The following is an 11,921-nucleotide window of genomic DNA, read 5'->3' on the forward strand; positions in this document are numbered from 1 at the left end:
CTCGACGCTTGCCGCTGGAAGTTTGCAACTCGGATTACAGTGAACGGGCCACTTGGACCTTCTCGAACACTTCGATCTTGTCGCCGACCTTGACGTCGTTATAGCTCTTCACACCGATACCGCATTCCATGCCGGCACGGACTTCCGAGACGTCGTCCTTGAAGCGGCGCAAGGACTCCAGCTCGCCTTCGAAGATCACCACGTCGTCGCGCAGAACGCGGATCGGGCGATTGCGGTGCACCATGCCCTCGGTAACCATGCAACCGGCAACCGCGCCGAACTTCGGCGAACGGAACACATCGCGCACCTCGGCGATACCCAGGATATTCTCGCGCACATCGCTGCCGAGCATACCGGTGAGCGCCTTCTTGACGTCCTCGATGATGTCGTAGATGACGTTGTAATAGCGCATATCCAGGCCTTCGGCCTCGACGATCTTGCGCGCGCCAGCGTCGGCACGCACGTTGAAGCCGAAGATCACCGCATTGGACGCCAGTGCCAGGTTGGCATCGGATTCGGTGATACCACCGACACCGCCACCGACTACGCGCACCTGCACCTCGTCGTTGCCCAGACCGTTGAGCGAGCCCTGGAGCGCTTCGAGCGAGCCGCGTACGTCGGCCTTGAGCACGATGTTGAGCGTCTTCTTCTCGTCCTGCCCCATCGTCTCGAAGATGTTCTCCAGCTTGCCCGCGTGGGCACGTGCCAGTTTCACTTCGCGGAACTTGCCCTGACGGAACAAGGCAACTTCGCGCGCCTTCTTCTCGTCGGCGACCACGGTGAGGTCGTCACCGGCTTCGGGCGTACCATCCAGACCGAGGATTTCCACCGGAATGGACGGACCGGCTTCCTTCACCGGTTTGCCGTTCTCGTCGAGCATGGCGCGCACGCGGCCGAAGTTCACGCCACACAGGACCATGTCGCCTTGGCGCAGCGTGCCGTCCTGAACCAGTACGGTAGCCACCGGGCCGCGGCCCTTGTCCAGGCGCGATTCGACGACCACGCCGCGACCGGGCGCCGACGGCGTAGCCTTGAGTTCGAGAATCTCGGCCTGCAGCAGAACGGCTTCCAGCAACTCGTCGACGCCGGTACCCATCTTCGCGGAAACCGGAATAAACGGCGTGTCGCCACCCCACTCCTCGGGGATCACATCGAGCGCGGCCAAGCCGTTCTTGATGTTGTCCGGATTGGCTTCCGGCTTGTCGATCTTGTTCACTGCAACCACGATCGGCACACCCGCCGCCTTCGCGTGCTGCACGGCCTCCTGGGTCTGCGGCATGACGCCGTCGTCCGCTGCCACCACCAAGATGACGATGTCGGTCGCCTTCGCCCCGCGGGCGCGCATGGCGGTGAACGCCGCGTGACCAGGGGTATCGAGGAACGTAACCATGCCACGCTCGGTTTCGACGTGGTAAGCACCGATGTGCTGAGTAATGCCACCCGCTTCTCCGACCGCAACCTTGGCTCGGCGGATGTAATCGAGCAGGGAGGTCTTGCCGTGGTCGACGTGGCCCATCACGGTTACCACGGGCGCCCGGGTCATCTCCTCGCCTTCGAACTTCAGCAGTTCGGCCAGCTGTTCCTCCAGCGCATTGTCGCTGACCAGCTTGACCTTGTGGCCGAGCTCCTCGGCCACAAGCTGCGCGGTTTCCTGGTCGAGCACCTGGTTGATGGTGACCGGCGAGCCCATTTTGAACATGAACTTGATGACTTCGGCAGCCTTGACCGACATCTGCTGGGCCAGCTCGGCCACGGTGATGGTTTCGCCGATTGAAACTTCGCGTACGACCGGTCCGGTCGGACTTTGGAAGCCATGCGCATTGCGTTTCTTGAGCTTGGACTTGCCGCGACCGCCACGACGGAAGCCGTCGGCGTCGTCCTCGCCACTGCGCACGGTGCGTGTCAGCGGCGCCTTGGTTTTGAGCGACGGGCGATGCTGTGCATGCTTGCGATCACGACGATCGTCGTCGTCGCTGCGCGGCTTCTCGGCACGGCGCGCTTCTTCTTTCTTGCGCTCATCGCTCGGAGCGGCCGCGATAGCAACTTCGACAGCTGCCGGCTCGACGGCAACTTCAGCGGCACTGGGCGGAACTGCGGCAACCGTGCTCTGCTCTTGCTGCGCCTGGCGACGGGCTTCTTCCTCGGCACGCACGCGCGCCTCTTCCTCTGCCTTCAGGCGAGCCGCTTCTTCGGCCGCGCGCTGCTCTTCCAGTTCGCGTTGCTTCTCGGCCTCGATCTCATCCGGGCTGCGCTTGACGAAGGTTTTCTTCTTGCGCACCTCGACGCTGATGGTCTTGCTGCCGCCGACCTTCAGCTTGGTGGTGGTCTTGCGCTGCAAGGTGATCTTGCGCGGCTCGTCCATCTTGGCGCCGTGACTGCTTTTCAAATGAGCCAGCAGGGCCTGCTTTTCGTTATCGGTCACCACTTGCTCGGCGCTGGTGTGCGGCAGTCCTGCCTCACGCATCTGCTGCAGCAGTCGCTCGACCGGTGTGTCGACCACTTGGGCCAGTTCTTTCACCGTGACTTGCGTCATGCATCTCTCTCCTCAGGCCGCTAATTACTTACTCGAACCAATGGGCTCGGGCGGCCATGATCAGCTTGCCGGCACGCTCTTCATCGATGCCGTCTATGTCGAGCAAGTCGTCGATCGACTGCTCGGCCAGGTCTTCGCGGGTAATCACACCCCGCACAGCCAACTCGACCGCCAGTTCTTTGTCCATGCCATCCAGCGCGAGGAGATCCTCGGCCGGTTGCGCGTCCGCCAGTTTCTCTTCGGTGGCGATAGCCTTGGTCAGCAGGCGATCCTTGGCACGTGTACGCAGTTCGTTGACGATGTCCTCATCAAACCCTTCGATGCCGAGCATCTCCTCCATCGGGACGTAGGCGACTTCCTCCAGGGAGGTGAAGCCTTCTTCGACCAGCACCTGGGCCAGCTCCTCGTCGACGTCCAGCTCTTCGATGAAGCTGCGCAGGATGTCGCCGGTCTCTTCCTGTTGCTTGGCCTGGATATCGGCCTCGGTCATCACGTTCAGCGTCCAGCCAGTCAGCTGGCTGGCCAGACGGACGTTTTGCCCACCGCGACCGATTGCCTGCGCCAGGTTGTCCTCGGCGACCGCGATATCCATCGCGTGCGCATCCTCATCGACAATGATCGCTGCCACTTCCGCCGGTGCCATCGCGTTGATCACGAACTGAGCCGGGTTGTCGTCCCACAGGACGATATCCACGCGCTCGCCGCCAATCTCGCCGGAAACTGCTTGCACGCGCGAGCCGCGCATGCCGATGCAAGCGCCTTGCGGATCAATGCGCTTGTCCTTGGAACGGACCGCAATCTTGGCGCGCGATCCCGGATCTCGCGACGCGCCCATCACTTCGATGAGACCCTCGGCGATTTCCGGCACTTCGATGCGGAATAGCTCGATCAGCATCTGCGGGGCAGTACGCGACAGGATCAGCTGCGGACCGCGGTTTTCCGTACGAATCTCCTTCAGCAGCGCACGCACGCGCGCACCGACGCGGAAGGTCTCGCGAGCGATGATGTCCTCGCGCGCCAGCAGAGCCTCGGCATTGTTGCCCAGATCAACAATCACGCTGTCGCGGGTAACCTTCTTTACCGTTCCGGAAATAATCTCGCCGAGACGATCACGATAGGCTTCGACCACCTGCGCGCGCTCAGCCTCACGTACCTTCTGCACGATGACCTGCTTGGCGGTCTGCGCGGCGATACGGCCGAACTCGATGGACTCGATCTTTTCCTCGAAAACATCGCCGAGCTTTGCATCCGCCTTGCGCTCCTGCGCCTGATCGAGCGCCAGCTGATAAGCCGGATCCTCAAAATGCTCGTCATCGACCACCGTCCAGCGGCGGAAGGTTTCATAGCTGCCGTTTTGGCGGTTGATCTCCACGCGCAGGTCGACTTCGTCCTCGTAGCGCTTTTTGGTTGCAGTGGCCAGAGCCAGCTCCAACGCTTCAAAAATGACACCAGCCGGTACGCCCTTTTCGTTGGACACCGACTCCACAACCAGCAGTACTTCTTTGCTCATCGTACGCCTCGCCTTTCGCAATCCATTGGGGTCCGCGGGATCCGCATTTAGTCAAAACGGGGGACTATGTTGGCCTTGTCGATCAGATCGACAGGCAATAGATACTCATGATCATCAACGAGTATCACCACATCCTGCTCCTCCACCCCGCGGAGAAGCCCTTGGAAATTGCGCCGCCCCTCGAAGGGGGAACGCAGTTTGATTTTTACCTGCTCGCCCACATGGGCGGCGTATTGTTCCAACTTGAACAATGGCCGATCCATACCGGGAGAGGACACCTCAAGGGTGTAATCGACACTGATGGGGTCTTCGACATCGAGCACGCCACTGAGCTGACGGCTGACCTTCTCACAATCGTCGATCAGAATACCGTTGGCGTGATCGATGTAGACTCGCAGCAGCGAATGCCTTCCCTGAGAGAGGAACTCGATACCCCAACATTGATATCCGAGCGCCTCTACCACCGGGGCCAACAAGGCCTGCAACTGTTCTAGCTTGCTCGACATCGAAGTCCCTCGCGCATGCTGTACAAACGAAAAATGGGCGAAACGCCCATCCCTGTGATCGCCTGAAATGCCGACGACCTAGCCTGAAGCCAATAAAAAGCCCCTATACAGGGGCTCTTCACCTTCACTGGTTGCGGGGGCTGGATTTGAACCAACGACCTTCGGGTTATGAGCCCGACGAGCTACCAGACTGCTCCACCCCGCGACAAACTGGGCACGAATTGTACGATCATCTTGACAATCGGTCAACCGAAACCCTGATAACAAGAAAGCCCGCACTAGGCGGGCCTACTTGTATGGTACCGAGGAGGGGACTCGAACCCCTACAGCCTATGGCCACTACCACCTCAAGGTAGCGTGTCTACCAATTCCACCACCTCGGCAAAAACCCTTTACTGCTTCTCTTGCAAAGAAGGAACGTCACCCGCCGGGTCACGCTCTTCCAGAACCGGAACATCATTTTCTGCAGGCTTGCTTGCCGGAACCTCAAGCACCGCTGGATCGGGCAGGCCCGCCTGCGAAATATTGTCAGCCTGCTCCTTGGCAAAAAACGCCAAGCCCAGACTTGTCACAAAAAAAACGCCGGCAAGTATAGCAGTAAACCGACTCAGAAAGGTAGTACTACCTTGACTTCCGAATACGGTAGCCGAAGCACCCGAACCGAATGAGGCCCCCGCATCCGCGCCCTTGCCCTGCTGCAGCAACACCAACACAACCACACCCAGGGCGACCAGCAGATGCACCACGATCACAACAGTCTGCAACATCTGATCACTTCCCCGCAGCACGACAGATCGCGCCAAATTCATTCGCTTTCAAAGAGGCACCGCCGATAAGCCCGCCGTCTACATCAGCCTGAGCAAACAATGCAACGGCATTGTCCGGCTTGACGCTTCCGCCATAAAGAATCCGCAAGTCACCGGCAATACGCGCATCCCGCTGCGCCACCACCGCTCGAATGGCCGCATGAACCTCTTGCGCCTGCTCCGGCGTCGCAGTCAGCCCGGTACCTATCGCCCAGACCGGCTCATACGCAACCACAGCCGACTCAAACGCCTTCACACCAACCACGTCGAGCACACTATTTAGCTGTTGCGACACCACATCAAGCGTCTTTCCCAGCTGACGATCTTCTAGCACCTCACCAACACAGAGGATGGGCTTCAATCCATTCGCCTGCGCTGAAGAAAACTTTCGACATACAACCTGATCGCTTTCGGCAAACAGCGATCGCCGCTCAGAGTGCCCAACCAGAACCCACGCACACCCCAAATCACGTAACTGGGCGGCTGACTCTTCGCCGGTAAAGGCCCCAAAACCGGGCTCTGTCGAACAATCCTGCGCTCCCACCGCGATAGCTTCACTCCGGAGATTACTTAAGACCTGCGCAAGATGAATAGATGAAGGCAGAATTACGACATCCACATCACCTGGAAGCTCTTCAAACCGAAGGGAGCCAATCAGCTCTGCGACGCTAGCGCGGGTACCGTTCATCTTCCAGTTACCAGCTACCATCTTGCGGCGCATGCTTTACCTCGTCGGTCAAAGTGGGCGCAGATGTTACTCAACCGCCCCCACCCTGGCAAGCAGATCACGCACAAACTTTTGCTACTACTTTCGCCAACGCCTCAGCATGCTCGCGCACCTGCTTCTCATCGTCGCCCTCTACCATGACCCGTACCAACGGTTCTGTACCGGACTTGCGCAGCAATACGCGCCCGCGACCAGCCATACGCTCAGTAACATCGTCGCAGGCTGCCTGCACGTCAGGATGTGAAAGTGGATCGATTCCGCCAGAGTAGCGCACGTTTATCAGCACCTGCGGACATTTATGCCACGCGAGGCGCTCCTGCGCGAGGGATTGGCCTCGGCGACGCAGCGCCAGTACGACTTGCAGCGCTGCAATGATGGCATCCCCGGTTGTCGTATGCTGAGCGCAAACGATATGCCCGGAATTCTCTCCCCCTAGCGGCCAACCACGCTCCAGCATCTCGGCAATGACGTAGCGGTCGCCCACCTTGGCACGCACGAACGGAATCTCGCGCGCCTTCAACGCCAGCTCCAGACCGAGATTGCTCATCAACGTACCCACCACACCACCGCTCAGGCGCTCGCGCTCCTGCAGGTCGGTAGCAATGATGTACAGAAGCTCATCGCCATCCACGACTGCCCCGGTATGATCGACCATCATCACGCGATCGCCATCGCCATCGAAGGCGATACCCATATCGGCGCCGTTCTCGACCACAGCCTTCTGCAACTGGCCGACATGGGTCGAACCGACATCTGCGTTGATATTCAGCCCATCAGGCTGCACTCCAATCACGACCACCTGCGCGCCGAGTTCGCGGAATACGCTCGGCGCAACCTTATAGGTGGCGCCATGCGCGCAATCGATAACCAACTTGAGGCCACTGAAATCGGTACTTGTCGGCACGCTGCTCTTGCAGAACTCGATGTAGCGCCCAGCCGCGTCGTTGATCCGCGACGCCTTGCCCAACTGAGCCGATTCGACAACCGTCATCGGCGCATCCAGCAACTCCTCTATCATCAGCTCGACCTCGTCCGGCAGTTTGGTGCCACGACCGGAAAAGAACTTGATGCCATTGTCGTGATGCGGATTGTGCGAGGCGCTGATCACGATACCGGCCTCGGCGTGGAACGTGCGCGTCAGATATGCCACTGCCGGCGTCGGCATCGGCCCCAGCAACAACACATCGGCACCCGCCGCAGACAGCCCGGCCTGCAATGCAGATTCGAACATATAACCGGAAATGCGGGTGTCCTTACCGATCAGGATGCGGCACTTGCCCTGCTTACGAAAAGCCATGCCTGCCGCCCAACCCAGCTTGAGCATGAAATCCGGCGTGATCGGAAACTGCCCGACATGCCCGCGAATTCCGTCCGTGCCGAAGTACTTTCTACCCATGAACACCGTCCCTTTATTCTGCAGATTGGACTGCAGCTATCATTCGAACCACGTCAATCGTCTCGGCTACGTCGTGCACGCGAATAATCTGTGCCCCCTTGGTAACCGCTAGCGCTGCCAGTGCGAGGCTGCCATAGAGCCGTTCATTCACCTCGCGCCCGAGCACCTTGCCAATCATGGTCTTGCGCGACACACCGACCAGCAGCGGCCGCCCAAGCGCATGCAGCCGCTCAAGATGCTTGAACAGACTGAGATTGTGTTCGAGCGTCTTGGCAAAGCCGAATCCTGGATCGAGCACGATTCGCTCAGCCTTGATGCCAGCGGCCACACACTCGGCCATTCGCTGTGCGAGGAAATCGCACACCTCGCTGGTCACGTCGGAGTACTGCGGGTCGTCCTGCATATCGCCAGGCTCACCCCGCATGTGCATCAGACAAACTGGCAAGCCAGTATCGAGCGCCGCATCCAATGCGCCGTCGCGACGCAGCGAGCGCACGTCATTGACCAGACCAGCACCAAGCCGCGCAACCTCTCGAATCACCGCCGGAGTCGACGTATCGACAGAAATCACCACGTCCAGCTCGCGCGCAATCGCTTCCACCACTGGCGCCACACGCTCGAGCTCTTCTGTCGGCGAAACCGCACGCGCCCCGGGGCGCGTCGACTCACCACCGACATCAAGCAGCGTTGCGCCGGCACGCACCATCGACTCGGCATGCTTCAACGCCGCATCTTTCAGCGCGTAGCGCCCACCATCGGAGAAAGAATCAGGGGTGACATTCAGAATACCCATCACTTGCGGACGGGTTAAATCAAGAACCCGGCTACCACAGGATAGCCGGGCCACAGACAACGTTTCGCTCATTTGAACGCCTTGAGGCTTAATGTTCGCCGGCCGGGCCTCCGATCGGCGTTTCTGGCCGCCCGCTCTCGGGCTGGGTTGATTTGCCCGACGCCCCCGAACCACCCTGCCAATCACGCGGTTCGCGCGGAGGCCGTCCAGCCATGATGTCGTCGATCTGCTCGGCATCGATGGTTTCGTATTTCATCAGCGCCTCAGCCATCATGTCCAGCCGATCGCGATTATCCGCCAGTATCTGTTTGGCAGTGCCGTAGCAATGATCGATGATGCTGCGCACCTCCTGATCGATCAGCTTGGCCGTCTCACCCGAAACGTTGGTGTGCTGGCTTCCGGCACTGCGACCGAGGAACACCTCGCCCTCTTCTTCGGCATACATCAGCGGTCCAAGCTTTTCCGAAAGCCCCCACTTGGTAACCATGTTTCGCGCGAGTTGCGTAGCCCGCATGATGTCGTTGGACGCGCCAGTGGTCACACCCTCGAAGCCGAGCGTCATTTCCTCGGCGATGCGCCCACCGAACAGCGAACATATCTGGCTGATCAATGCGCGTTTGGACAGGCTGTAGCGATCTTCTTCAGGAAGAAACATCGTCACGCCGAGCGCGCGACCGCGCGGGATGATCGATACCTTGTAGACCGGATCGTGCTCGGGCACCACGCGACCGACGATTGCGTGCCCCGCCTCGTGATACGCGGTATTGAGCTTCTCCTTTTCGGACATGACCATTGATTTGCGCTCGGCGCCCATCATGATCTTATCCTTGGCCAGCTCGAACTCCTTCATTTCAACGATGCGCTTGTTGGCTCGCGCGGCGAACAACGAGGCCTCGTTGACCAGATTGGCCAGATCGGCGCCGGAGAAGCCTGGAGTACCACGAGCGATCACAGCCGGTTCGACGTTATCGCCCACCGGAACCTTGCGCATGTGCACCTTGAGAATCTGCTCGCGACCGCGGATGTCCGGCAGTCCCACCACGACCTGGCGGTCGAAGCGACCGGGACGCAGCAGGGCCGGATCGAGCACGTCCGGACGGTTGGTGGCGGCGATGACGATGATGCCGTCATTCATCTCGAAACCATCCATCTCCACCAGTAACTGGTTGAGGGTCTGCTCACGCTCGTCATGACCACCGCCTAAACCCGCGCCACGGTGGCGACCCACCGCATCGATCTCGTCGATGAAGATGATGCACGGCGCATGTTTCTTAGCCTGCTCGAACATGTCGCGCACACGGCTGGCGCCGACACCGACGAACATCTCGACGAAGTCGGAACCGGAAATGGTGAAGAACGGTACCTTGGCCTCGCCAGCGATGGCCTTGGCCAGCAGCGTCTTACCGGTACCGGGAGGACCGACCATCAACACGCCGCGCGGAATTCGGCCACCGAGCCGCTGGAACTTGCCGGGATCACGCAAGAATTCGACCAGCTCATGCACTTCCTCCTTGGCCTCGTCACAACCGGCAACATCGGCAAAGGTGGTCTTGACCTGGTCTTCGGACAGCAGGCGCGCCTTGCTCTTGCCAAAGCTCATCGGGCCGCCCTTGCCACCCGCGCCGCCCTGCATCTGCCGCATGAAGAACATGAACACCGCGATGATCACCAGAATCGGGAAGCTCGCCACCAGCAGCTGCGTCCAGATGCTCTGCTGCTCCGGCTGCTTGCCTTCGATGATCACATTGTTGTTGATCAAATCGCCAATCAGGCCATTGTCCTGGATCGCAGGACGAATGGTCTTGAAGGTTTCGCCGTCGCTGCGCTTGCCGATGATCACGAAGCCGTCGACGGTCACACGCTCGACACGGCCATCCTTGACCTGCTCGATGAAGTCGGAATAGTTGAGCGTCTGCGGCTCGTTCGGGCTGGAAAAATTGTTCATCACCGTCACCAGTACAGCGGCGATGATCAGCCACAGGATGAGGTTCTTAGCCATGTCGTTCAAATTCACTACCCTCTGGAGCAGGCCCGTCAGACGGGATCTGCATGACGGCCGGATGCTTGCTCAGCCTAACTTACTACACAACGCGCACGAGCTGACAGCTCGTCTGTAACCCTATATGAAACGGCCCGACCGGCAAAACAGCCCCTGACTATCGCCCGGCCGACTTTCCTCAATCGCCTTCACTCGCCCTGCTGACCCTTGAAACCTCGCGCCAGCAGATATTGCTCACGCGAGCGGTCGCGGGAGGACAGTGGCTTGCGCATCTGCACCTTGTCGAAGTTCTGCCGCACATCCTTCAAATAGGTATCGAAGCCTTCGCCTTGGAATATCTTGATCAGAAAATCGCCACCGGGGCGCAGTACACGCGTGGCGAGATCCAGTGCGAGCTCGCAGAGAAACATCGCGCGCGGCTGATCGGACGCCCTCACTCCACTCATGTTGGGGGCCATATCGGAGATAACAAGGTCCACCGGATGCTCGCCGATGGCCTCGAGAATCTGCGCGAACACCTCGTCCTCGGTGAAGTCGCCTTGAATGAAGGTCACATCGGCGATGCTGTCCATCGGTAGGATATCGGAGGCGATGAGCCGCCCCTTGTCGCCGATAACTCGGCTGGTGACCTGTGACCAACCGCCGGGCGCCGCGCCGAGATCAACCACGGTCATGCCCGGACGCAGGATTCGATCCTTATCTTGAATCTCCAGTAGCTTGTAGCTGGCGCGGGAGCGGTAGCCGTCCCTCTGCGCCATCTTCACGTAGGGATCGTCGAAATGTTCTTTCAGCCAACGCGGGCTGGTCTTGGAGCGTGCCAAGCTGATACCTCATCTGTGCGGCCCCGAACCTGTCGGTTACACTAGCCGCCGTTTTTCAAGGGTTCTGACGCAAGGGTCGAAATATGCCGCTCACCAACGAGCAGAAGAAACACTACAAGTCCATCGGCCACCATCTGAAACCGGTTCTGATCGTAGCCGAAAACGGCCTCAGCGAAGGCGTGCTGGCCGAACTGGAGCGCGCACTGAACGATCACGAACTGATCAAGGTGCAGTTCCGAATCACCGAGCGCGAGGATCGTCACGCGCTGATGGAAGAACTCTGCAAGGCCGCCCGCTGCGAACTGGTCCAGAACATCGGCAAGATGGCGCTGGTCTATCGCAAGAATCCCAAGGCCAACAAGCAGCTCTCCAACATCCACCGCTTCCAGGCCTAACTCTCACAGGGCCTAGCCTTCGCGAATACTCAGCCCTCACGCCCCGGTGGGGGTTGCAGCACCAGCAACAGCCCGCAAAACGCCATCGCCAGATAGCTGAACAGCGACCAGTAATTCGATTCGAAAACACCGCTGCGCTCGATGAAGAAGCTGATGGCCAGTAGCAATGTCGCCAGCAGCAACTGACCGCGCAACTCGGCCGCAAATCGCGCGAGCCCTGTCAGCGGAAGCAGCACCAAAGCCTGCAAAACCACGCAGAAACCGGCGAACCCTACCAGCAACGGCCGCAGCGCCTCCGCCAGCTCGTCTACCAGGAGCGGCGCCAGTCCTACCTTGGCCAACGCGGGCAGCACGACGAAGTGCAGCAACCACAGGCCGCCGACCCAGAACGTCTGGACCAGCAGCCAGGCGATGGTACCGCCACGCACGGGACGA

The 11,921-nt window shown here is 59.9% G+C and carries 11 protein-coding genes and 2 tRNA genes; 1 reads left to right on the forward strand and 12 read right to left on the reverse strand.

What is annotated here, in order from left to right; genetic code table 11:
• Positions 1-34: 34 nt before the first annotated feature.
• The 11 genes from infB to rlmE form a co-directional block, all read right to left on the reverse strand.
• Positions 35-2,533 (reverse strand): translation initiation factor IF-2, encoded by a 2,499-nt coding sequence (gene infB / locus HU825_RS01610; RefSeq protein ID WP_054095269.1) that lies wholly within the window; start codon positions 2,531-2,533, stop codon positions 35-37.
• Positions 2,534-2,561: 28 nt separating this feature from the next.
• Positions 2,562-4,043, reverse strand: coding sequence for a transcription termination factor NusA (nusA, locus tag HU825_RS01615; protein ID WP_008568943.1), 1,482 nt, complete (start codon positions 4,041-4,043; stop codon positions 2,562-2,564).
• Positions 4,044-4,090: 47 nt separating this feature from the next.
• Complete coding sequence (gene rimP, locus HU825_RS01620) at positions 4,091-4,549, reverse strand: ribosome maturation factor RimP (RefSeq protein WP_054095271.1); 459 nt, start codon at positions 4,547-4,549, stop codon at positions 4,091-4,093.
• 128 nt (positions 4,550-4,677) lie between these two features.
• Positions 4,678-4,754: transfer RNA gene (locus tag HU825_RS01625), tRNA-Met, on the reverse strand.
• 92 nt (positions 4,755-4,846) lie between these two features.
• Positions 4,847-4,932, reverse strand: a tRNA-Leu gene (locus HU825_RS01630).
• A 9-nt stretch (positions 4,933-4,941) separates the two neighbouring features.
• Positions 4,942-5,316, reverse strand: a complete 375-nt coding sequence (gene secG, locus HU825_RS01635) for a preprotein translocase subunit SecG (protein ID WP_054095272.1) — start codon at positions 5,314-5,316, stop codon at positions 4,942-4,944.
• Between the two features lie 4 nt (positions 5,317-5,320).
• A complete protein-coding gene (gene tpiA, locus HU825_RS01640; RefSeq protein ID WP_054095273.1) occupies positions 5,321-6,076 on the reverse strand; it encodes a triose-phosphate isomerase in 756 nt (251 codons plus the stop codon).
• Positions 6,077-6,140: 64 nt separating this feature from the next.
• On the reverse strand, positions 6,141-7,478 hold the full coding sequence (gene glmM / locus HU825_RS01645) for a phosphoglucosamine mutase (RefSeq protein ID WP_054095274.1): 1,338 nt from the start codon (positions 7,476-7,478) through the stop codon (positions 6,141-6,143).
• A gap of 13 nt (positions 7,479-7,491) precedes the next feature.
• A complete protein-coding gene (gene folP, locus HU825_RS01650; protein ID WP_054095275.1) occupies positions 7,492-8,343 on the reverse strand; it encodes a dihydropteroate synthase in 852 nt (283 codons plus the stop codon).
• A gap of 16 nt (positions 8,344-8,359) precedes the next feature.
• Positions 8,360-10,270 (reverse strand): ATP-dependent zinc metalloprotease FtsH, encoded by a 1,911-nt coding sequence (gene ftsH / locus HU825_RS01655; RefSeq protein WP_043298265.1) that lies wholly within the window; start codon positions 10,268-10,270, stop codon positions 8,360-8,362.
• A 188-nt stretch (positions 10,271-10,458) separates the two neighbouring features.
• The gene (gene rlmE, locus HU825_RS01660; protein ID WP_043298160.1) at positions 10,459-11,091 is read right to left on the reverse strand and encodes a 23S rRNA (uridine(2552)-2'-O)-methyltransferase RlmE; all 633 of its coding nucleotides are present in this window, start codon (positions 11,089-11,091) and stop codon (positions 10,459-10,461) included.
• Between the two features lie 83 nt (positions 11,092-11,174).
• Here rlmE and yhbY point away from each other — a divergent pair, with 83 nt between their 5' ends.
• Positions 11,175-11,486, forward strand: coding sequence for a ribosome assembly RNA-binding protein YhbY (yhbY, locus tag HU825_RS01665; RefSeq protein ID WP_054095276.1), 312 nt, complete (start codon positions 11,175-11,177; stop codon positions 11,484-11,486).
• Positions 11,487-11,515: 29 nt separating this feature from the next.
• On the opposite strand, the gene HU825_RS01670 is transcribed toward yhbY, so the two are convergent.
• A complete protein-coding gene (locus HU825_RS01670; RefSeq protein ID WP_234302775.1) occupies positions 11,516-11,914 on the reverse strand; it encodes a DUF4149 domain-containing protein in 399 nt (132 codons plus the stop codon).
• Positions 11,915-11,921: the final 7 nt, after the last annotated feature.

Origin of the sequence: Pseudomonas phenolilytica, from assembly GCF_021432765.1 — a bacterium.
Classification (GTDB): domain Bacteria; phylum Pseudomonadota; class Gammaproteobacteria; order Pseudomonadales; family Pseudomonadaceae; genus Stutzerimonas; species Stutzerimonas phenolilytica.